A 24,546-nucleotide genomic window follows, 5' to 3' on the forward strand; every position below is an offset into this window, starting at 1 on the left:
ACATGGCAGAAACCAAGGTTATTCTCACCAAGACCGTTGCAAACTTGGGTCACTCTGGTGACGTTATTACTGTTAAGGCTGGTTACGCACGTAACTACTTGATTCCACAAGGCTTAGCTTTTGCATGGAATAAGGGTGCTGCTTCCCAGATTGAAGCAATGCGCCGCGCTCGCTTGGCTAAGGCTGTTGCCACTCGCGAAGAGGCTGTTGCAGCTAAGGCAGCAATCGAAGGCGCTGTTGTAGAAATCGCCGCTAAGGTGAGCGAGTCTGGCAAGCTCTTCGGTGGTATTTCCGCCGATAAGATTGCTGCTGCTTTGGCACCAAAGGCCGCCGTTGAAGCACGCGCTATTAGCGTTGCTGCAATCAAGACCACTGGCGAATTCCCAGCAACTGTGGCTCTTCACCCAGAAATCAGCGCTTCCTTTACTGTTAAGGTTGTAGCTGAGTAGTTAAACGTGTTCCAGCTTCCCACGCGAGTGTTGCGAGTTTTGTAGGATTTGCGTTGTATTTGCGTTGGGAGGCAATCCATTTGGATTGATCTTAAGCATTGGCTCTGTGTGAGTTGTGGCGAGTTTTACTTGCTGTGACTCACACAGAGCTTTTTTATTGCGAATCGACTTGCATGGGCGCTTTGACTGAGCTTGAAATTGCATAACGCATTTCAAGCTCCTTCAAAGCGTGATTTGGCTCAAATGTAAAGTCCAGTGGACTTTACATGCCAAATCAGCCGAGCGGCTACTAATAGCCGCGAGGAATAGCGTAGCGCGCGAAGGCACTTCGATTCGCTGAGCTTGCTCAGGTTGAAAGCACGGTGTGCTTTCAACGCAAGCGAAGACGTGAGCGCGCTGTAACGCGCGAGCGACATTTAATATTTACTATTTACTGTTGTGTGAGGGCTGGCTAATTCTTGTCTCACAACGCTCTGCCTCTTACGTGTTTTCTGCTGTTGCGGTTGTTCCGTTTTGGCTTTGATTTTGTTTTTTGGTTGAAGTTTGTTTGTAGTGGTTGATCATTTGGATTATTTGGTATCGGCTGCCGCTCTTATATTGTTCGACCAAGAATCACCCAGCCCTCTTACGCGCTTGAACAATTGCGTATCGCTTCATCACCGAGATTCTCGATTTTTCTTGCTCTCTCGGCGAGTCACCATCGGAGGACTGCGGATCGACTTGCATGGGCGCTTTGACTGAGCTTGAAATTGCATAACGCATTTCAAGCTCCTTCAAAGCGTGATTTGGCTTAAGCATAAAGTCCAGTGGACTTTATGCGCCAAATCAGCCGAACGGCTATTAATAGCCGTGAGGAATAGCGTAGCGCGCGAATGCACTTCGATTCGCTGAGCTTGCTCAAAGTTGAAAGCACAGTGTGCTTTCAACGCAAGCGAAGACGTGAGCGCGCTGTAACGCGCGAGCGATACATCTCATTCAGTGCGAAAAATCTCGAATCTCTACCTTGCTTGCGCGACGACCTGCTTTTTCGCTTAGAGCGTAGCGCGAAAAGGCAATTCGGAGCGCTGAGCCGCTCAAACGTAAAGTCCAGTGGACTTTACATGCGGCGAAGACGTGAGCGCGGCTAATCCGCGCGAGCGATATTCCTTGTTTGTTGTTGCGCGAGGGCTGGGTGTTTCTACGTTCGCGAGGGGTATTCCCGCGTTTGTTTATCGAAATACCAAATATGGGAACAAACGCGGGATAAAAGTAAAAAACCCACTGCAGAGGGTCTAAAATGTGATTTGTATCATAACAAATGTTTAGATTGGTTAATGAAAAGTTGTGAAAAAACGCCCCTATTCAAAATATTTACAAAAAAATATTAATCCCTAAAATCGTTGAAAAATATGGCTTGGGGGGGGGGGTACTATAGGCTTTTTTGATTTAAACATATGTTATTTGACTTCAAAAAAATTTTTAAATTGTTATAATAACCTAACAAAGATAGCTTGCGATTTTATAAACGTGAGCTATGAAAATTTTAAATTAGCGTTATTGAAAATTTGCATTTTGCATGTCTATAGGCGGGCATGCGAATCTGCCTCGTTATCGGATTACTAAGTGAAAGAAGTATATCATGGTATCAAAATCCAGAAAGCATGCGAATACTGTGAAGTTAGATGCTGTAGTAAGTAAAGCGATTGAAAAGGCTGTCGATATGCGTAAGGTGGCTGCTCTTTCGGCTGGTGCTGCTGGCGTAATTGCTAGCGCTGCGATTGCTTTTGGCGCAACTCCTGCAATGGCGGCGGAGGCGAATCCTGCGCCTGTTAAAAATACTGATACAGCAAAAGAGCAGAATTTAGTTGATGCTAATAAGGGTAATTCTAAGACTTCTGATGATTCTAAGGCTACTAAGAAGAATGAGGCTTCTAAGGATGAGGATTCTAAGAAAACTGAGCCTTCTGAGTCTAAGAAAGATCAGACTGATAATAAGGTTGCCGAGACTCAGGATAACAAGTCTAAGATTGAGCCGAATTTAACTAGCAATAAGAATGCTTCTGCGCAGTCTGTAGTAAAGGCTGAAGATAAGAAGCAAATTGAGAATAATGCTGAGCAGAAGAAAATCGCAGAGCAGAAGACCGCGAGCACTGAGTCTGTAGATAATAAGACCACTACCGATAAGACTTCTGCAGCTGATAGGACTAATGCAACCAGTCGCACCACTGCGGAAAATAGCGCCCCTGCAGAAACTACTGTAAAGAAGAGTCGTTCAAAGCGTTCGATAGATGAAAATAAGCAACCTGAGACTCCTGCAAGCACAGTAGCTCAGGGAGAAGATCGCGCTGGCAACGAGCACAATCCTGATGAGGTAGCTTTTTCCAAAAATCTGCCAAATATTTATGGTTGGGCAACTCCTAGCAACACGTTTGACACGAAACTTGCGGAGCAGCAAGTTGTGTACCATTTGCCAAAGAGTGCGGATGGTAAGACGGTTGTACGCGTAGTAATTCTTCCAGATTCAAAAGATAGTATTAATACTGATGATCCTGAAGCTTACAAGAAAATCATCGAATTTGATTCTGCTCGTGTAGATGAAATGCACCAAAGCTATTCCGGAATTTACGAGTTAAAGACGAATACTGACGGTAGTGTGGACTTGGTTATGAAGCAGCCATTCAGGGATGGCGGCATATCTTCGGGTCAAGGCTATTGTGCAAATCGCTCAATCTTCTTGTATTATGATAAGGATAATTTGCAGCATGATCAAACATCTAATAACTTCCGTGTTGCAACGCTTGTTCCGCCAAAAACAGCAGGATCAATTGTCTTAAAGTATGACGAGAGGTTGTCGGCAGATAAAGTACGAGAAGTTCTTCACAATGCAGTAAATCTTCCTACTGAACATAAGTCTGGTAGCAGTGTAGCTGATCAGCTTGTTGCTCAAAGTAAGTCAGCGGGTGTTGGTTTACGTGTTGATGAAAGCACTGTTAATAACACTCCAGATACGGTAGATGCAAAAATTCCGCAGGGCATGGGTTCTTATGACGGAGCTATGTTTGGAGAAATTAATAAAACTAATGATAGTGGAGATTACTCATTTGGCGAGCGAAAGCTTAAAACGTATCTTGTAACAGATTTGGGAATGAAGTCTCCGGAAATACCTCTTACTGTAGTGCGCTATAGCACTCGCATTGAGAAGCCGGTTGTGGATACAGTTGATTTTAGCAAGCTTACAGAGGATCAAAAGACTCAAATCAGAAAGAATCTTGCAAAACTTAACGGCGTATCTACCGACAAAGTTACGTTTGATAACAATGGCAATGCGACAATCGACTTTGATGGATTAAGTCCGCAAGATGATCCAAAGATTCCTCTGAGTGACTTAGTGCTTACAAGAGTTTCTACTGATAAAGTTGCAATTCCAAGTGATTCTGAAAACTCTAAGGTTAAGGCAGTGGTTGTTGCTAATCCTTTGGGCTATTCGCAAGCTGAGTTGAAGCAAATCAAGAAAGCTATTTACGAAGCTAATAAAGACAATCAAGAGCTTGGTCTGAGTGAAAAAGACTACGAGAAGCAGATTTCACTTGAGTACCTTACGGGTGATACTACTGCAAGTGGTGGTCAGAACACGGGAATTTCCAACGGTATGAATGAAAATAAAATTACCGTTACTATCAGAACCGATAAAGCATACGCTCAGTTTAAGTCCGACATTAAGAAGCATCAACTTACGCGTTTGATTGATTTGCGCAAGGATTACACGCTTAGCTGGGAAGAGGGCAAGAACAAGATTAATGGACGCGATACCGATGAAGGTCTTGCTTGGATAGAAAATGGCAAGACGCTTGTTTACCGTTACGATCCAGATAAGGGCGAACAAATCAATACGCAAGCCGTACTTGATTTGTTGAAAGCTACCGTAAAGTCTGATGTGAAGACTGATAACCCACAGTTGCGAGATGATCTTCTTGGCTCTGAGATTACTAATGTTGCGCGAGAAGGTTTGAAAGGACAAACTACACGTAGTCACAGGTCTTACACTGTTGACGACAAGGGAGAGCCGATTGGTGTTTTAAACCTTGTTAAGCTCAATGGCGGTGGTTATGGCGGCTTTGCAAAGCCTGTTGATAACTCCAACAAGAAGATGGGTGACGAGCAGTCAAGTGTAAATAAATATACGTTTGATGACGAAAGTAAAGCGGTTGAAGTTGCTGGCAAGAAGGGCAAGTGCATGATTGGGCGCTTGTTCATTGAGCCTTATAGCTTGTATTACTACAACTACGTGTATGGTGAGAACAAGTATAATTTGCGCAATACTCCTAAGGGTATCAACGTTGTGTTTGTGCCGCAGACGAAGAATAAGAAGGGTGATCTTTCTAAGTCGATTGGTAAGCACAAGCTTGCTGACGACCAGAAGACTCCTACCGAGTCGAAGTACTACAACGCGTCTGCTGATAAGAAAGATGCGTACGACAAGGCACTTGCTGCTGCCAAAGAAACGCTTGAAAAAGTTGGTAACAAAACTGATGCTGATTTAAGTGAAGACCTTAAGGCTGAGGTTGATAACGCAACGATTAAGCTGAATAAGGCTCGTGAGGCTCTTGATGGTGATGATACTAAGAAAGAAGAGCTTAAGAAGTCGATTGAAGCTAATGGTAAAGCTGCTGATGGTAGTACTGCTGCAACTCCTGGTACTGTAACTACTGACAAGTATAAGAATGTTACTGAGCCTGACTTCAAGGATGCTAACGGTAATACAGATACCACCAAGAACGAAGCTGCTAAGAAAGCCAAGACAGCTTACGATGACGCGCTGACTGAAGCTGAGAAAGTAAACAACGACAAGAACGCCACCCAAAAGGCTGTTGACGAAGCCAAGGCGAAACTCGACGCTGCGCGTAAGGAGCTTGATAAGTACAGCACCAACAAGGATAAGCTTAACGCTGCTATCGCTGAGCATGGCAAGGTAAACACGGGCGATGCTACGCAAACTGACCCAGCTAAGAAACTAGCTGCTGCCGACCCAACCTACCAGAACTCCACCAAGGAAGAGCGTGAAGCATACGACAAGGCTGTAAAGAAGGCGAACGAACTTTCAGCAGATCCAAACGCTTCCCAGAAGGAAGTGAACGAGGCGATTACAGCTCTTGAGACTGCTAAGAAGGCTCTTGACGCTAAAGCTACGGATAAGTCTAAGCTAGCTGCTGCGGAAAAGCAGAGTTTTGATAATCCTGATCCTGATAACACTAGTGGAAAAAAGAGTACCTTCTATAAAAATGCCAAGACCAAGGCTGATGGTAATGATCAGGCTGCCACAACTGCCATCAATAACTATGACACTGCGCTGAAGAATGCTCGCGATGTTCTTAAGAACGAAAAAGCAACACAGGCGCAAGTTGACGAAGCAAAGCAAAAACTTGAAGATGCTGAAAAGGCGTTGCACGATGGTTACAAGACCGATGCTAACGATCTTACGAAAGCTCTTGCAGATAACTTTAGCGGTTACCTTATGCCTGCATACTTCAATGCATTTGATAAAGGCAAGGCAGGGGATACAGAGGCTGCTACTGCATTCAAGAATTACAACGATGCTTATCAGAAGGCTAAGGCTCTTAAACAGAAGTTAGATGCTGCTACATCTGGTGGAACCGCGCCAACTCAAGACGAGATTGATGCTGCTAAGACGGCTCTTGATGAGGCTCGTAAAGTTATTGATAAGTACGCAACTGACACAAGCAAGATTTCTGCTGCATTACTTAATAGCCTAGCTATTACTACAAGTCCTGCGTATAAGAATGCTTCTGCAAATACTGATCCAAATTCTGAAGCCAAGAAAGCTAAAGACGCTTACGATGCTGCTCTCGAGAAGCTTCATAATGCATTCGACAACAAGATGGAGAAGGATAAGGACGCAGGCGGTCAAGCTATATCTGAAGATAATACTCCTGGAACAGATGTAGATACCACAAAGCCTAATTGTCTTGATAATATTCAACAGCACGCAAAGGGCGAGCCTTTGGATAGGGATGTTACCGCTATTCTTAAGGAGCTCAACGACGCTGCTAAGAAGCTGGATGAGTTTGCCACCAAGACCGATGACTTGATTAAGTCGATTAACGAGGACGCAACCACGCATCCAAGCCCCGCGTTTAAGAACGCTTCGCAGCCAAACTACAAAAACGATGATGGTTCTGACAATACCGACAAGAACAATGCTGCGCGTAAGGCTGCCGGTGATTATGGTCAAGCTCTTAATGAAGCTAAGGATTTGTTGAAAAATCCAAACGCTACGCAGAAGGACATCAACGACGCTAAGGATAAGCTTGACAAAGCTCGCAAAGAGCTTGACAAGTACAACACCGACACCACCAAGCTCCAAAAGAGTGTTAGCGAACACGGTAAAGAGAAGCAGGGTGGCGCAGCTGCTACCGAAGGTACTGTTACATCTGATGCGTATCGCAATGCGTCTGATCCTCACTTCATGAAGGAAGAGGACGGCAAGCTTGTTCCTGATGATGACAAGAACACTAAGGCTGCTGCAGACAAGAAGGCGTATGATGAAGCTTTGACCAAAGCTCAGGAGCTTTTGAAGAAGCATGACAGCGCGGATACACCGCAAGACGCAAAGCCAACGCAGAAAGACGTCAACGATGCACTTAAGGCTCTTGATGAAGCACGTACCAAGCTTGACACATACAAGACTGATACCACTGCTTTGAACACAGAAGCTGAGAAGTCTAAGGCAGATACCGAAGGCGCTAGTGTAGATGGCAAGTTCGAGGACTCTCCAGAGTTTAAGAATGCTAAAGCTAAGACGAGCGATGGTAATGAAAATGCAGATGTTACTGCTTACAATACGGCTCTTGCCAATGCTCGTAAGTTAGTAAATGACGCAAAGGATACAAGCAAGAAGAACAGCGAACGTCCAACGCAGCAACAGATTAACGATGCGCTTGACGCACTTAAAGCGGCCAAGAAGCAAATAACTGATAACTACAAGACTAATCTTGATGCGCTAACCGCTGCTAAAGATTTTGCAAATGGTGACTTCAAAAAGACTCCTGAGTATAAGAATGCTTCAGCTCTTAAAGATGATCAGAATGCTGATCAAACTAAGAAAGATGAAGCTAAAAAAGACGTAGATGCTCTGGATGAGAACACTAACAATAGTGCTTTGAAGAAAGCCAAGGATATTATCGATAATCCTACTGGCAAGACTCAGAAGGAAGTCGATGATGCGCTTGATGCTTTGCAAAAAGCCATGAACAAAGTTAGTGGCTATAAGACTGATGCAAAGCTTCTTGAAAACGAAGTTGGTGATAAGGACGCGCAAGGCAAGGATGTAACACCTCCATTTGAGGAGTCGATTCCGTACAAGAATGCTCTGTATAAGAAGCAGTCCGAAACTGGTAATGATGCAACGGCTGATACTTCTGCCACCAAGAAGCTTCAAGATTATAACGAGAAGTTTAAGGCTGCGCAAAAGATCATCGATCAGGTGAAGAACCCAGATCCAAACACAAAGCCAGAAGATCGTCCAACTCAAGCGAAGGTTGATGAGGCTCTTAAGGCTTTGCAAGATGCAAAGAAAGCTATCAAAGATTCCTTTACGACCAGTGCTAAGGATTTGAAGACTGAGGCAGATAAGTCTAAGGAAGATGGTGAAGGTGCTTCTATAGATGGCAAGTTTGAGAATACGCCAGAGTTCAAGAATGCCAATGCCAAGAAGGGTGAAGATAGCAAGGAAAATGCTGATGTCACTGCTTATAAGGAAGCGTTGAAGAATGCTAGGGCTTTGCTTAACAAGTTCGATCAGAATGGTAAGCCAAATTCTGGTGAAAAGGATATTCCATCTCAGAAGGAAGTGGACGAGGCTCTTCAGAAGCTGAAGGAAATCAAGGATAAGATTCTTGCTGACTACAAGACCAGTTCTACTGAGCTTCAGCAAGAAGTTGATAAGTCTAAGGACGGAGATAAAGACAAGCGTGATGACGTGTTCGAGAATACGCCAGAGTTCAAGAACGCAACTGCTAAGGGCGATGACGCTGCTAAACAAGCTCTCAAGGATTACAACGACAAGCTTGCTGCTGCAAAGACTCTTCTCGCTAATTTTGATCGCACAACTGGTAAGCCAAAGGCTGATCTTCCAGCTGGTACTAAAGTTCCAACTCAAAAAGAGCTTTACGATGCGTTAGATGCATTGCAAGCCGCTAAGAAGAAGATTACTGAAGGCTATAAGACTAATAAGTCTGATTTGAATACTGAGGCTGGTAAGGATTCTGACTTTACTAAGTCTCCTGAGTATCAGAATGCTGCAGGAAGCCCAGAGGCAGACGATTACAAGCGCGCATTGGATGAAGCTAATGCAGTTCTTAAGAACCCGAATGCAACTCAGGCTGAGGTTGATGAGGCTTTGAAGAAGCTTCAGGACGCTAAGCAGAAGCTTGCTGATTCTCATAAGACCGATAAGTCTGATTTGAACACTGAGGCTGACAATGATCCTGATTTCCGTAAGTCGATTCCGTTCATTATTGGTAAGGCTGCTGATTTGGCAGAGTATCAGCAGGCGTTGAATGATGCGGATAGTGTGCTTAAGGATCCTAATGCTACACAAGCTCAGGTTGATCAGGCTCTTCGTAGGCTTCGTGATGCTAAGCAAAAGTTGATTGATGCTTATAACAGACTTATTAATAGTGGCAGTGGTGTTGGTGACAATACTGGTGTTGGTGTTAATGATTCGAATAATACTAGTGTTAATAATGTTGTTGATAAGGGTGCTTTGCAGGCTGAGGTTGATGCGGCTCTTGGTGATGTTTCGGCTAATGCTAATGGCGTAGTGGCTGATTCTAACTTGGTCAGTGAGTTTAATGCGGCTTTGAATCATGCTCGTTTAGTGTTAGCGGACGCGAATGCTACTCAGGGGCAGGTTGATTCGGCATTGGCTCGTTTGCGTGCTGCGCGTGCAGCTTTGCGCGAGGGTATGCTTGCGGCGCGTGATTCTGCTGGAATGAATCTCAAGCGTGGTGACGTGAGTGGTGTTAATACTGGCGCTAGTTCCTCGGTGTTTGCTGCTTTGGCTGCGGTGTTTGCTGGGCTCGGAGTGGCTGGTGCTGCGTCTAAGCGTAGGAAGCATTCGGCTCGTTAGTTTAATCTGTAGCAGTGTGTGATGCTGCTGCAACGTAATGTAAATTAATGGCTTGGGGATAGTTTCTTCAAGCCATTAATTATTTGGTGTTGCGCACTATTCCTTACTTGGTATTGCGCGACATTCTCTGTTTACTGTTGTATGAGGGCTGGCTAATTCTACGCTCGCGCGGATTAGCCGCGCTCACGCCTTCGCCGCACGTAAAGTCCACTGGACTTTACATTTAAGCGGCTCAGCGAATCGAGGTGACTTCTCGCGCATTATGCAGCTCGAAGTCGTCGATTCGCACAACGCTCTGCCTCTTGCGTATTGGTTGTTGTTGCGGTTGTTCCGTTTTGTCTTTGATTTTGTTTTTGTGTTGAGGTTTGTTTGTAGTGGTTGATCATTGGATTATTTGGTATCGGCTGCCGCTCTTATATTGTTCGACCAAGAATCACCCAGCCCTCTTACAAGTCTGAACAATTGCGTATCACTTAATCATCGAGATTCTCGATTTTTCTTGCTCTCTCAGCGAGTCACCATCTAGCGACGCTGAGGCTCGCTTCGATAGCTGCGAAAAATCTCGAATCTCTACCTAGTTTGGCGTAATCATGTAGTGCGATTGTACCGAGTTTACGACGTGTCGTGTCGCTCGCGCAGGTTAGCTGCGCTCACGTCTTCGCCGCACGTAAAGTCCACTGGACTTTACGTTTGAGCGGCTCAGCGCTCCGAATTACCTTTTCGCGCTACGCTTTAAGCGAAAAGGTAGATTGGAGCGCAAATTCGGGAAATGTGAATGTGTTGTGTGCGTATAGCGCAAATCGTGGTGTTTAATCGCTTTAGCGACTAGATTATAAAAGTTGGGCAAATAAGCTTAAACGCGCATCAATTAAGCAGTGCCAACAAGTAAGCCAGATGTGTCGCAAAGGAGGATTAGTGACTGAGTGCAACACTTTAGCGAATCGCCACGCATCCAATCCGTGCGAGCGCCAGAACGCACACAAGAATGAGCGTGATAAAGAGCGCAATAACGAGTTCAATAGTATGCTCGTGGTTGCGCGCGCAAAAAATCGCGTCGGCAGAGGCACAACTTGCGCAAAAGTGATTCTTTTTGGCGAACACTCGGTTGTTTATGGCTACAGCGCAGTAGCGCTTCCACTGCAAAATCTTAAGATGCACGCAACAGTAACAAGTGCACGAACACTCAACGACACAAGCGCCACAGCAGACGAAGGCAAAAGAGCAGAATTATGCGATTCAGCAGAAGACCTTAGCTGCCAGATGCAAAACCTCATAACACTTAAAGCATTAGGATTTGATGGTCTTTTACGAAGCGCACCTGCGCGATTCGCGTCGATTAAAACCGCAATACAAGAGGCATTACGTTTCGCCAATTGGCAGGGCGAAGCATTGCAAATAGAAACCGCTTGCGATTTTCCGCCAGAGCGAGGATTGGGGTCTTCGGCGGCAGCAGCAGGAGCAGTGATCCGCGCAATACTCGACTACTACAGTATTAATGCCAGCGATGAAAAACTATTCGAGATTACGCAAGACGCAGAACGCGTTGCGCACGGGAAAGCATCTGGATTAGACGCCACAGCAACCAGTGCGATGCTGCAGCAGCCAGTTCGCTTCTTGGATGGCAAATTTAGCCGAATGAGCATAAGCCCAACAATACGTGCTTGGATTGTGCTAGCTGATTCGGGATTCAAAGGAACAACAAAAGTAACAGTAGAAGCATTACGCAAAAAACGCGATAGCCAGCCGAAAATCGTAAATGCACTTTTGCAAGAGCTTGGTCAAATCGCTCTTAACGCAGAGAATGATTTAGAGTTTGGTAATATACAAAATATTGGATCGAGCATGACTCGTGCTCACAAAATTCTTGCGGAATTAGGTATAAGTACGCCATTTTTAGACGCTCTAGTTAAAAATGCTTGCGAAAATGGTGCTCTAGGAGCAAAGCTTACAGGCGGAGGCGGAGGTGGATGCATTATAGCCATTGCGCAAAGTCAGGAGGATGCGTCTAAAGTAAGCATAGCGCTTAAAAACGCTGGAGCAGCTAGAACGTGGATTGTAGAAATCGGACAATAATCATAACTAATTCGTTAGTATGCTTTAAAAACGCTTTAAAGACTAAAGACTTAAGAAAGGATACGCGTGGAAAACGTTGAAATTGAGCCAAAAATAGCGTTTAATGTGCTTGATGATATTGATTCGTTTAATAACAGTAATCACGGAGCCGCTTTTACAGCTACAGCAAACGCAAATATTGCGCTAATCAAATATTGGGGGAAACGAGATGAAACTCTGATTTTGCCATATACTTCCTCATTATCTCTGACTTTAGACGGATTTTCCACAACAACAAAAGTACGATTTGATGATTGCCTAGAGGCAGACTCGATTTGCTTAAACGGAGTAAACTTTACAGGCGATTTACTCCAAAGTTCAGAGCGTGCACGAATAGTAAAAATGCTAGATATTGTGCGAAAAATGGCTGGAATTAAGAGCAAAGCGCAAGTCGTAAGCGTAAACACAGTTCCAACAGCCGCAGGATTAGCTTCTAGCGCATCTGGTTTTGCGGCACTTGCGTCTGCAGCATCATACGCCGCAGGATTAAACCTAAGCCCACGCAACTTATCGATTCTAGCTCGCAAAGGATCTGGATCAGCATGCAGGTCGATTTACGGCGGATTAGTATTATGGAACGCTGGCACAAGCGACGAAACGTCTTACGCAGAGCCAATCGAAACACCAGAAGAGATTCAACTCGCAATGGTAACTGTTATTTTAAACTCTAGTAAAAAGAAGATTTCAAGCCGTGAAGCAATGCGACGCACAGTAGAAACATCACCAATCTACGCAGACTGGATCAAAAACTGCAAAAAAGACCTAAATACGGCGTTATCAGCTATCAAAAATTGTGATATTCAAGCATTGGGAGAAGTGTCGGAGAGAAACGCTTTAGGAATGCATGACGCAATGCGCGCGGCTGCTGAAAGCGTAAACTATTTAACAGATGAAACGCATGTTGTGCTTAACGTTGTGCGAAAAATGCGCGATGAAAGCGGATTTCCAGTTTGGGCTACAATGGATGCTGGTCCGAATGTTAAAGTTTTAACTAGCGCGGAGCAAGTTTTGCGAGTTAAAAACGAGTTGAGTTTGCGCGTGTTGAGTGAGATTAAGCGTTTGCGCGAGTCGCAGGAATCGCCGTCATTTAGCAGCTTTGCGCAATCCAATCCGCAGTTTGTTATTGCGCGCCCAGGAAGTGGCGTTAGCATACGGAGAGAATCATGACTAATGAACAAGCTTTAGCGCCTGGAAAACTTTACATAGCAGGCGAATACGCTGTTGTAGATGGATGCGCTGCAATCGTAGCAGCTGTGAATCGTTATGTAAAAGTTACAGTTGACGATGACAACCTACTAATACGCGATAGCCATGGAAAAACGTATAACAGCTGCGACTTTAATAAAAACGAATCCGAAAAAAATAATCTTAAAAAACTAGATTTACCAACATTTTACGGAAAAATCACGAGTGAGTCTAAAAACTATAAGCCTCTTTATTGGAAGCGTGGAATCTTCGGCAGGGAATTTATTTTAGACGAAAAAGATGCAGAAGATATAACTATGAGCGCAAAAGACTCAACGGATGCTTGCGACTTGCCAGCGGAAAAGTCGCCAGCAGCCAGCGATGAACAAAACCAAGATTCTCAAATAAAAAAATTAAAAAAAATCTATTCATACGTATTTTCCGCAATGCAAATAGTAGACGATTTTGCGCGCGAAACAAAAGAAGTAAAAAACGTTTTACTAGATGAAGGAAATACAGCCATAAACCTATACAATCTACAAATAGAAAGTGATTTAGACGATAAAAAAACAGGCAAAAAATACGGGCTTGGATCATCTGCAGCCGTAACGGTGGCGGCTGTGCGAGCGCTGTGCAAATGGTACGGATTAACGCTTACAACGCCAGAATTGTGCAAGCTAGCCATAATTGCATCGTCGCTAGTAAAAAAGTCAGGAAGCGGCGGAGACGTGGCAGCAAGCGCATACGGCGGATGGGTAATGTACCGCGCGTACAATCGCGAATGGCTTGAAGCAGAAATAGAAATGATTGAAAGTGGAGACTCAAGCCTACACAAGCTGCTTAGAAAAAAATGGCCGCGATTTGAAGTAAAACGATTAAAAGTAGGCGCAGGCTTGCGACTCTTAGTTGGGTGGACGGGGAATCCTGCCAGCAGTGCAGAACTTGTTGGAAGTGTAAAAGCTGGAGTGAAGGCTGGCGATTTAACCGCGCACAATCCCTCTAAAACAAGCGCTAAGACTTACTCTAAAACATACGAAGATTTTTGCGTACAAAGCGAAAAATGCGTGCAAAAAATCGCAAATGCGCTAGAAAATGGGCGCATAGACGCGTTATTAAGCGGATTTGCGCGAAATCGTGCGCTGCTAAAAGATCTTGGCGAGATCACAGGAACATTAATCGAAACGCCAAAACTCACGCGGCTAATAGAAGTTGCCAATGGTGCAGGATTGCCGTCCAAAACAAGTGGAGCAGGCGGAGGAGATTGCGGAATCGCGATTGCGCGCGCGGAAGATTTTGATGCTGTGTTTGCTCGCATTGAAGAAGAATGGCAAAACAGCGGTATTGAGGCGCTTAATCTGAAAGTCGCAGAATTTGATGAAAGCGGCGACCTCTCGCTTATTGAACAACGCAAAGACGATCACATAAAACTCGCGTGCGAACAATACGATGCGCACGCGGACGCTGGTTTTGAACACGTGCGGTTTATTTCAAACGCGCTGCCGCAATTGGCATTAAGCGATGTAGATACAAGTGTGAGCGTGTTTGACGAAACCACAAAATGGGATACTCCGCTGTATATTAACGCAATGACGGGCGGAAGCAAAAAAGGCGAAAATATAAACGAGTCGCTAGCGAGGGTAGCTGCAAAAACTGGCTTAGCAATGGCTTCTGGCTCGCTAAGCGCAGCGCTTAAAAATCCGCATCTTGAAGAGACTTTTAGCGTGATTCGACGCTTTAATCCGCATGGATTTGTAATGGCGAATGTAAGCGCAGGAGTGAGCGCTGAGCAGGCGATTAAAGCTGTAGAAATTTTGCAAGCAAACGCGTTGCAAATCCACCTAAACGCGGCACAAGAGCTTGTGATGAGCGAAGGAGACCGCGATTTTAGTGCGTGGCTTAACAATATTGAGGCCATTGCGCGCGAGCTTGATTCAATGAAAGTGCCAGTTGTTGTTAAAGAGACTGGGTGCGGAATGAGCGCTCATGATGTGCTGCGGTTGAAAAATGTGGGCGTGCGTGCGGTGGACGTTGGCGGACGCGGAGGCACGAATTTTGTTGCGATTGAAAACGCAAGGCGTGGGCGTAAAAGCGACTACGAGTTCCTCGACTACTGGGGGCTTACAACTGTCGAATCGTTGCTAGACATAGCGCAATGCGATGAGATTTTGTGCGAGCCGCGCGATTCATCGGATTCTTGCAATAGTGCGCGAATGCAAGTGTTTGCAAGCGGAGGAGTGCGTACGCCGCTTGATGTTGTGCGCTCATTGCGGCTTGGTGCAAGCGCTGTTGGAGTTGCTGGCGAGTTTTTGCACACGCTTATTAACGAAGGAGAAGATGCGCTTGTTGAGCAAATTGAGTCTTGGAAGGCGCAGATTCGTGTGATTATGGCGTTGCTTGGATGCAAGAATATTGAGGATTTGCGCGAAAATTCGCGGATTTTGATTGATGATAAGCCCTGTGTGATTTAATGTCGGGCGTAGTGATATACTTGTGTAGTTGTGCGTTCAAGCATGCTTATTTGTTTATGCGATTTAGCGTCGGTTAGTCGCGTGGGCGGTTTGCGTGGGTGAGCGACGCAAGACTTGCAAGTCAAAGAAAATAGGAGTCCAATTATGGCAGCTCGTTGCGCAGTATGTGGCAAGGGACCGCAAACCGGTTTCAGCGTTTCACATTCGCACATCCGCAATAAGCGCACCTTCCGCCCGAACCTTCAGCCGGTTCGCACCACCATTGATGGCGAAAATGTTCGCCTTCGTGTGTGCGTAAAATGCATTAAGGCAGGCAAGGTTCAGCGCGTTGAGGCGTGAATCGCGTGTTAGATGTAAGGCCCTGAGCAGTGCTCGGGGCTTTTTTATTTCCCTATTTTTCGCTTAAATCGTAGCACGCTTTCCTATTTGTTGTTGCGCGAGGTTTGAGTATTTCTCTCCTCGCAAGTCCCGTCGCTACGCTCCTCTTTTATTGCTCGTATAGAAATACATCAAACCTTCTGAATATCTAAAACTTTTGCGTGGTTTTTATCACCGAGATTCTCGATTTTTCTTCTTCATTCGATGAATCACCATCGGAGGACTGCGAATCGACTTGCATGAGCGCTTAAAGCGTAGCGCGCGAATGCACTTCGATTCGCTGAGCTTGCTCAAAGTTGAAAGCACAGTGTGCTTTCAACGCAAGCGAAGACGTGAGCGCGCTGTAACGCGCGAGCGATACATCTCATTCAGTGCGAAAAATCTCGAATCTCCACCTCACTTGCGCTCCGACCTACCTTTTCGCTTAAATCGTAGCGCAACGATTATAATCGAAGTATGGCAGCACGCATAACACTAAACACAGCAATATCGTCAATCGTAAGCAACAAGAGACGCGCGTCTGCTCTAAAATCGCTAGGTGTAATCACAGTAAAAGACGCGCTAACATACTACCCATTTAGAGTCACAAATCCGCTAAAACGCGCGCATTTAAGCCAAATTTTGCCAGGTCAAGAAGTGGCGTTCTCAGCGACAATACAATCTATAAACATAGTGCAAATGGCAGCGCGACGAGGATATCGGCTAGAAGTAAACGTAGCGCAAGATGCGGCACAAGCACAGATTGTGTATTTTTCAAAGAACAGACAATACGTGCAATGGGTTAGTGGCAGAATTGCAGTAGGACAAACCGTTGTTGTAGGAGGCACAAGCGGCGAGTTCAATGGGAGACTACAGTTTACACATCCGCAGATTCTAACTGTTCGAGCAAAGAGTGCTGAAAGCGATGATTCTGCTTATAATACTGATGTGCGCGTGCAAAACAGCGATGATTTTTCTGTGCAAAGTGTAGAAGATGGGATTGAAAAACTTTGCGCGCCACAACCGATTTACCACGCAAATTCGAGAATATCTAGTGAACATATTCACGAGACGATTTTAGGATTATTGCGACTTTTTAAGACTTGCGATTCTAGCGATTTTAATGTTGATACTACAGGTGTTGCTGATACAAATGTTCCTGATACAAATGTTCTTTCAGATGTTTTGCCAGATGTTTTGCCAGATGTTCTGCCACAATTCGTCACAAACAGTAGAAACCTAATGCACCGCGCGGCAGCATTCGAATCAATCCACAATCCACAAAACAAAAACGACTTTGAAAACGCAATACACACAATGCGCTACGAAGAAGCATTCATATCACAAATAGCAGTTTTGCAATCACGCAAAAAATCAGGGGAAAATAAGGCATACACGTGCGAAAACAGCGAGCTAAGAAAACACTTTGAAGAAAGCCTACCATTCGAGCTAACAGAAGGACAAAAAAACGTTATTAGCGAAATAACAGCAGATATGCAAGGCGAATCTCAAGCAACCGAGGAGTCCCCATTAAAACCAATGCGTCGTCTTTTGCAAGGAGAAGTCGGCTCTGGAAAAACAATAGTAGCAATGAGCGCAATGCTACAAGCCGTAGGATCAGGACACCAAGCGGTACTAATAGCCCCAACACAAGTATTAGCATCACAGCATGCCACAAACCTACAACAGATGATTGAGCGTGCAGGGATAAACGTTGAAATAACGCTCATAACAGGCGGAATGAAGCTAGCCAGCAGACGAAGTGCACTAGCAAAAGTAGCAAGTGGAGAGCCAGCGATTATTGTGGCAACACACGCAGCTTTCTCCGCAAGCTTTAAACCAACAAACCTAGCGCTGGTGATAATCGACGAACAGCACAGATTTGGCGTAGAACAACGAGACACACTATTACGCAAGATAAGCGGAAACGCGGTTCCACACTTGTTAGTCATGACAGCCACACCAATACCGCGATCCGCAGCAATGACATGGTTTGGAGACCTAGACGCATCCTATTTAACAGAGCTTCCAGGCGGACGCAAACCAATCCGCACTTTTGTAATAAACGAAGAAGACTCGCATAAGATGGCATCCATGTTCTACCACATTCGCTCTAGAATCGATGCAGGAGAGCGAGCATATGTTGTATGTGCTCGAATAGACAGTGAAGAAAACAACGATAATACTTACAATAATGCTGATGCGATCTACCAAGAAAACCAAGACTCATACACTCTAAATTCACAAAATACCCAAAATACACAAATTGCTCAGAGAGAAGTCCACACAGTTTCACAAATATCAAAACGCCTACAAAACCTACCACAATTCAAAGGCGTAGAATTCGCACAACTAACAGGTCGTACAAGCGACGAAGAAAAACGCGAAATAATGCACAAATTCGACAGTGGACAAGTACAAATCCTAGTTTCCACAACGGTTATAGAAGTCGGAGTAGACGTAGCAAAAGCAAGTTGTATAGTGATTTTCGACGCAGACCGCTTCGGACTAGCACAACTACACCAGCTCAGAGGACGAGTGGGACGTTCAGGCACACAATCCTGGGCTTTCCTAGTGTCAAACGCACCAAACAATCAGTTAGCAGCTGAACGTTTACAAGTAGTAGAAAACTCGTTAGACGGCGCCATAATAGCCCAAAAAGACCTAGAATTAAGAAACGTTGGAGACGTTCTAGGAGACAGTCAGTCAGGTGGAAAATCCAGTCTAAAACTATTAAGAGTAGTAAAAGACGCAAAAATCATTGCAGAAGCAAGAGAGGACGCAAACACGCTACTAGAACACGACCCGACCTTACTAGAACATCCACAAACCGCCGGAGCAGTTTTAGACTTTACACAAGGTAGCAGCACAGCAATACTAAGCAATTAGATTAATGAAATCAGATTCATGAAACACAAATTGCCCAAGTAGTTTTGTACAAAAATCGCTTTTAATAGGCTAAAAGCACTATTAAAAGCGGCTGATAACGATTAAGCACCCAGACGCCAAATAAAAAAATAAACGCCAAATAAAAAATAATATAATAAAAAATAATATATATTTTCACAATAAACGTGCGAAAAAAACAATTTTTGAATATCCTAGATATATAGAAAGGTAAAATCGCGAGAGATGAGGCAAAGATGACTGAGCGCGAACAACAAATTCTATCGTGGATTCAACAGAACCCTATGATTAGTCAGCAAGAACTTGCAGACCTAGCAGGAATAACAAGATCAGGCGTAGCTGCACACATTTCCAATCTTATTCGCAAAGGATACCTTAGAGGAAAAGGATACATAGTCACACCACCTAGCTACGTAACAGTAATAGGCGGAATAAGCATGGACGTGCTGGGAATCGCGTGCGGAGACCTAATGGACTACACTTCAAACGCTGCAAAAGTACGATACGCGCTAGGCGGAGTCGGACGAAACATAGCCGTTGCACTAGAAAGAATGAACACACGAGTAAGCCTAGTATCCGTGTACGGCGGCGACCACAACGGAGAATTATTCAAAGTCGACGCGTCTGTAAACGGATTAGAAATAGGATACTCAAAGCAGCTACCAGATGCAATGACAGCATCATACATGTATGTAGGAGACGCATCGGGGCAAAGGCTTTTAGCACTAGACGATATGAGCATCTACGATTACATGACACCAGACTTCTTGCGCGAAAGAATATCGATAATAGAAAACGCAGACATAGTTGCACTAGATACCAACATTTCACAAAAATCCTTTGAATGGGTGTGCGACAACTATCACAGACCAATAATGGTGCGCGCAATAACCGATGCAAAAGCTCCACGAATACTTTCCAGACTACACTGCATAGACACACTCATATTAGACACAGCCGAATCGCAGGCGTTAACAGGCATTTGTGCGGTAGACGAAAAATCTGCAGTAAGATGCGCTAAAGTATTGCTAAAACGCGGAGTTGGGCATGTGTTTGTTAACTCGGGGCGCGAGGGAGTAGCGTATGGCGTAGCGGACGAGGGAGTAGCGTTCTATCCCGTACCGCTAAAACGTGTACAAAGAATGATTGTTGCGCGCGGAAACGGTGGAGAAGGCGTGCGCGCGGTTGGCAACGACAATGGATCAAGCGATGCTGCTACAGCGGCGTTGATCTACGCTAGGTATAATCATTTTGATAACACGAAGACAGGGCGATTCGCTGTAGCCGCCGCAGCTCTTAACACGGAATCGGTAGAAGCTGTGCACGAGTCGATGACTCCAGAGCTTGTAATGGAGAGAATGGAAAACATTCACGAGCGCGTGTAAATACCAAATCTCTATCTTTGGTGTTGAGCAAAAAATTAGCCTGAGAATGGTGCGCAAAATATTATTTCTGCAACATTCTCAGGCAATTATTAAAAGAATGAAAACGAATGAATTAGATTAGTGAATCACTCGCAATCTTCTGGCTTAGGAATCAAGAACGAGCATGCAAACGCCAAAGCAAGTAGCACGATTCCAGCAACCATCGAAGCAATATATCCAGCTGATGCTCCAGCAGATTGTACAAAATTAGTCATAACAGCGTAAAGAATCGCAAAGCTCAAGCCTGCACCAAGATTAAACGCGCCAGCATTCATTCCAGGCAAATATCCAGGATTATCCTTTGGCGAAAGCACAATTCCAAGACCGTTAAGCATAATGTTTGCAACGCCAGCATAACTGATACCAAGCCACAAAGAAAGCACTACAAGCGACCAAACAGAAGGCGAGGCTGCAACATAAATTCCAAACACCACGCCAAGAACGCTCACAAGAATTCCAGCACGCAGCACCAGACGATACCCGAACTTTGCAGCAAGCATACCCGCAACAGGTCCAAACACGAAGCCGATGATTGCGTAAGGTGTAAGCGTTGCAAAGCTTACGATGTCCGCACCCATTCCAGCGCCAGCCTTAGCATCTTGAGCTAGCTGTGGAACAACGCCGTTCATAATTGCAAATACGCCAGTCATAGTAAGAAGCGTGCAAGAAAGCAAGCCCCAAGTGCGACGCTGACTCATATATTTTGTAGAAACAAGAGGAGCAGAGTTTTTGCCCTCTACGTTCCAGAACACTACAAAGAATACTACTGCAAGAACCACAAGACCTGCTACAAGACTCAAATTCGCGCCAGCAAGTTTACCAATCTCGTTGATAGCAAGATATGCTGCTAGGAATGCTATACCAAGGGTTACAACTCCAACCCAATCCATCTTTGGCGTATCTTGAGCATGGGATTCTTCAGCATAGAAAGCAACCAAAAGAACAGCGATTATACCAATGGCTGCCATAGTCCAGAATACGGATCTAAAGCCAAAGTTTCCTGCAAGCCAGCCGCCAAGAAGCGCATCAACGCCTGCAATACCGCCGTTCACAGAAGTAAGAATTGCCATTAGCTTTGCGTAGCGTTTTTCTTCGCTAACGCGCACGCGAAGCATAATCAAGCACATTGGTACAACAGGTCCGCTTGCTCCTTGAAGAATTCGTCCAATCATAAGAACTGTTACATTTGGCGCAATAGCGCTAACTGCACAACCCAAAATAGTGGAGATTAAAATTCCAGTAAGAACCTTTTTTCGTCCAACAAGATCAGCTAAACGCGGCAAGAACAGCGAGAATAATGCTGCTGCAGTAAAGAATACTGTTTGAGTTAAGGCGATTTGAGAATCCGTTGTTTTAAGCTCTCGAGTCATTGTTGCTAGAGCTGGAGAAAGCATAGATGCGTTAAGCTGGAATGCGAAAATCGCCACAAGCAGCGCTACCATAAGCGCTACGATTGATCGTCCACCCTTATCCAACATAGATGGTTTTTTAGATGAAACCTCAGTCATAATTAACCTCTATTTTCAATTACCTCAATTATTTCAATTCTTTTAAAGCGTCAATAATCAAATCCCAGAACTTGTTAAAGTCGAGTTTAGTTGCCACTTGAGTATGGCACTTGTCAGCCGATGGCTCTGGTCCACGCAAATCTGCCACCGTCATGCCAAGCGTCAAATCTCCCTTAATCTCAACGTCTACAGGGCATCTACGAGTTTGTACAACGCTGTGATCTATCAAATATGCAACCGTGCAAGGATCATGAACTGGTGGGTCGATAAAGTCCTGGTTGTTCTTGTATGCCTTACGGAAGAAGTCCATCAATCCGCTTGCAAAAGCAGAAAGAGGCGTACCGATAGCGTCAATCCTAGCTTGTACTTCTGGAGTGCAAAGTGCCTGATGAGTTAAATCAAGACCAACCATTGTAATAGGCCAATCTTCATTAAACACAACGTGAGCGGCTTCAGGATCTACCTTAATGTTAAACTCTGCAACTGCGCTCCAATTGCCAACGTGATAGCCGCCGCCCATGAGAACGACTTCCTTAACTCGGCTAACGATTCGTGGCTCTAAGCGAACTGCCATAGCTATGTTTGTAAGAGGTCCAGTTGGTACAAGTGTGATCGTGCCTGGCTCATGACTCATTATTGTGTCAATAATCCAGTTTACTGCGTGTCCCTCATCTAAAGGACGAGTTGGCTCTGGCAAAGTCACTCCATCCAGGCCGGTTTCTCCGTGAACAGCAGCAGCAACTTCTAGAGGACGGATCATTGGGCGGTCGCAGCCTGCGTGAACAGGGATATTTGTAGCATGTGCCATTTCTAGAGTTGCTCGCGCATTGTAAGTCACCTTTTCTAGGCTTTGATTTCCGCCGACTGTTGTTACACCAAGCAAATCAATGTTTGGATTGCCAAGCGCTAGCAGAATAGCCATAGCGTCGTCATGACCTGGATCGCAATCTAGAATGATTGTGGTCATTTTAGCTCCTTAATTGTTTAGTTATATGTCAGTTGTAGTTGGGATTTATATATTTTATGCTTAGGCTTTTTAGCAAACTTCATTGTTTAGCGTAGTTTGGGATAAATCGTCAGAAACCAGTGCTAAGCAACATTTGTTTATATAAATAAACAAATGACCGTTCCAAGTATATCAATAACAAAATTCGACACAAGTCTAAATAATTTAAAATGATATGCTTAAAACATGCACGTAATTGCAGGAAGATTTAAAGGCACGCCATTATGCGCTGCAAAGTCATGTACAAGACCAACAACAGATCGCACAAAAGAGGCGATTTTTTCTAGGCTCGACTCATGGGGAGTATGCGATGGTGCTCGAGTACTCGACTTATTCGCTGGCACAGCGGCGTTAGGCGTAGAAGCGATTTCTAGGGGCGCAAAAGAACTCGTGTGCGTAGAAGCGAACGCAGCTGCGGCGGCGTTAATAACAAAAACTGTTAAAGTACTACAAAGTCAAGGCGCGTGGAGTGAAGATTTAAGCGCTCGCGTAAATAAAAGACGCGCAGAGCAGTTCGTACAAGACTACAGCGGTGAAGCGTTCGATTTGGTGTTTGTGGATCCGCCGTACGCATTAGAGACAGAGCAAGTTGAGCTTTTGATTGAGAATATGGTCAGTAAGGGCGTTGTAAGTGCCGCAGCTGACACGCTTATTGTTTTAGAGCGTAGCGCGCGCAGTGTTGCGCCTAAGATTTGTGCTGGGTGGGAGATTTTCGACACGCGCAACTATGGCGAAACTGCTGTTATGTTCATTCAATCTACTAATTGACCTTTATTCGCGTTTAGAGCGTGACCAAGTGCGGTAGAGATTCTTGATTTTTCGCAGCGAAAGAGGCGAGCCTCAGCGTCGCTAGATGGTGACTCGCCGAGAGAGCAAGAAAAATCGAGAATCTCGGTGATTAAGTGATACGCAATTGTTCAGACTTGTAAGAGGGCTGGGTGATTCTTGGTCGAACAATATAAGAGCGGCAGCCGATACCAAATAATCCAATGATCAACCACTACAAACAAACCTCAACCAAAAAACAAAATCAAAGACAAAACGGAACAACCGCAACTCTAGACTACACGTAATAGGCGGAGCGTTGTGAGACAAGAATTAGCCAGCCCTCACGCAACATCAAGTAAGAAATCGCGCTAGCGCAGCTAAATTTTACAGGTTGGCGCGCTTTGGCGAATCGCCAGAAACCTCCCACCCAAGGCTAATCAGAGTTTTTCTATCCTGCTTACTAAGCGACTTGCAATCAAGTTTCTCAATCAAATCTGGTCTAATCTGGCTCGTGCGCGCTAGTGCATCATCTCTGCGGAAGCGATCCACTTTAGCGTGGTCGCCCGAAGTAAGAATCGCAGGCACGCTAATATCGCGCCAAGTTGTGGGACGAGTGTATTGGTGATGCTCAAGAATCGCATCTGCGCCAGTGTACGACTCTTCAACAATCGACTCTGGGTTACCCATAAAGCCTGGAATCAAGCGCGTAATGGCCTCTACCATAACGCTAACAGCCACTTCGCCGCCGTTAAGAACGTAGTCGCCAATGGAATATTCGCGCACATCTACTCCGCGCGATTGATAGTATTCTGGGATTCGCGCGTCATAGCCTTCGTAGCGTCCGCACCCAAATACAAGTCGCTTTGCGCTTGCTAATTGGGTAGCGTCTTTTTGCGAAAACAGTGGGGCAGAAGGGTTTGGGAAGATTAGAACTGTGCCGTTATCGCCAATATCGGCTTTGTTATCGTCATTATCGGCGTCATCTCCATTATAAAGCAGCTCATCAAGGCATTCCGCCCACACTTCTGGCTTCATCACCATTCCAGCGCCGCCCCCAACTGGCGTATCATCAACAGATTGATGAACGTCATGCGTCCATTTTCTAAGATTATACGCGTTGATTTTAAGCAAGCCATTATCTTGCGCTTTACCAAGCAAGCTCAAATCTAGCATGCGAAAATATTCAGGGAACACGGAGATTATGTCGATTTGCATTTTATAAAGCCTTTAAGCTT

General features: G+C 45.0%; 12 protein-coding genes. 9 read left to right on the plus strand and 3 right to left on the minus strand.

Annotation, left to right across the window (positions count from 1 at the left end; genetic code table 11):
* Positions 1-2 precede the first annotated feature (2 nt).
* The 8 genes from rplI (at position 3) to HXT55_RS02260 (ending at position 19,990) form a co-directional block, all read left to right on the plus strand.
* Positions 3-449, plus strand: a complete 447-nt coding sequence (rplI, locus tag HXT55_RS02225) for a 50S ribosomal protein L9 (protein ID WP_004117309.1) — start codon at positions 3-5, stop codon at positions 447-449.
* A 1,618-nt stretch (positions 450-2,067) separates the two neighbouring features.
* Positions 2,068-9,576: a peptidase gene (locus HXT55_RS02230; RefSeq protein ID WP_421792359.1), complete on the plus strand. Its 7,509-nt coding sequence runs from the start codon at positions 2,068-2,070 to the stop codon at positions 9,574-9,576.
* Positions 9,577-10,491: 915 nt separating this feature from the next.
* Positions 10,492-11,649 (plus strand): mevalonate kinase, encoded by a 1,158-nt coding sequence (gene mvk, locus HXT55_RS02235; protein WP_421792361.1) that lies wholly within the window; start codon positions 10,492-10,494, stop codon positions 11,647-11,649.
* Between the two features lie 66 nt (positions 11,650-11,715).
* Entirely contained in the window at positions 11,716-12,855 is a 1,140-nt protein-coding gene (gene mvaD / locus HXT55_RS02240; protein ID WP_174160413.1) for a diphosphomevalonate decarboxylase, read from the plus strand.
* Positions 12,852-15,341 carry a type 2 isopentenyl-diphosphate Delta-isomerase gene (fni, locus tag HXT55_RS02245; protein ID WP_421792364.1) on the plus strand — a complete coding sequence of 830 codons (2,490 nt, stop codon included), beginning with the start codon at positions 12,852-12,854 and terminating at the stop codon, positions 15,339-15,341. The genes mvaD and fni overlap by 4 nt, the downstream gene beginning before the upstream one ends.
* Positions 15,342-15,485: 144 nt before the next feature.
* Complete coding sequence (gene rpmB, locus HXT55_RS02250) at positions 15,486-15,680, plus strand: 50S ribosomal protein L28 (protein WP_004105392.1); 195 nt, start codon at positions 15,486-15,488, stop codon at positions 15,678-15,680.
* A 495-nt stretch (positions 15,681-16,175) separates the two neighbouring features.
* Positions 16,176-18,587 carry an ATP-dependent DNA helicase RecG gene (locus HXT55_RS02255; RefSeq protein ID WP_421792366.1) on the plus strand — a complete coding sequence of 804 codons (2,412 nt, stop codon included), beginning with the start codon at positions 16,176-16,178 and terminating at the stop codon, positions 18,585-18,587.
* A 254-nt stretch (positions 18,588-18,841) separates the two neighbouring features.
* On the plus strand, positions 18,842-19,990 hold the full coding sequence (locus HXT55_RS02260; RefSeq protein ID WP_101886566.1) for a PfkB family carbohydrate kinase: 1,149 nt from the start codon (positions 18,842-18,844) through the stop codon (positions 19,988-19,990).
* A gap of 125 nt (positions 19,991-20,115) precedes the next feature.
* On the opposite strand, the gene HXT55_RS02265 is transcribed toward HXT55_RS02260, so the two are convergent.
* Together HXT55_RS02265 and HXT55_RS02270 are read right to left on the minus strand one after the other, a co-directional pair.
* Positions 20,116-21,537 (minus strand): MFS transporter, encoded by a 1,422-nt coding sequence (locus HXT55_RS02265; RefSeq protein WP_004114561.1) that lies wholly within the window; start codon positions 21,535-21,537, stop codon positions 20,116-20,118.
* 28 nt (positions 21,538-21,565) lie between these two features.
* Positions 21,566-22,504, minus strand: coding sequence for a nucleoside hydrolase (locus tag HXT55_RS02270; protein ID WP_004113476.1), 939 nt, complete (start codon positions 22,502-22,504; stop codon positions 21,566-21,568).
* 225 nt (positions 22,505-22,729) lie between these two features.
* On the opposite strand from HXT55_RS02270, the gene HXT55_RS02275 reads away from it, so the two are divergent.
* A complete protein-coding gene (locus HXT55_RS02275; RefSeq protein ID WP_101890344.1) occupies positions 22,730-23,311 on the plus strand; it encodes an RsmD family RNA methyltransferase in 582 nt (193 codons plus the stop codon).
* A gap of 384 nt (positions 23,312-23,695) precedes the next feature.
* On the opposite strand, the gene trmD is transcribed toward HXT55_RS02275, so the two are convergent.
* On the minus strand, positions 23,696-24,526 hold the full coding sequence (trmD, locus tag HXT55_RS02280; RefSeq protein ID WP_065189543.1) for a tRNA (guanosine(37)-N1)-methyltransferase TrmD: 831 nt from the start codon (positions 24,524-24,526) through the stop codon (positions 23,696-23,698).
* Between the last annotated feature and the right edge of the window lie 20 nt (positions 24,527-24,546).

The sequence above is a fragment of the Gardnerella sp. KA00718 genome, from assembly GCF_049244285.1.
In the GTDB taxonomy this organism is placed as follows: Bacteria; Actinomycetota; Actinomycetes; order Actinomycetales; family Bifidobacteriaceae; genus Bifidobacterium; species Bifidobacterium vaginale.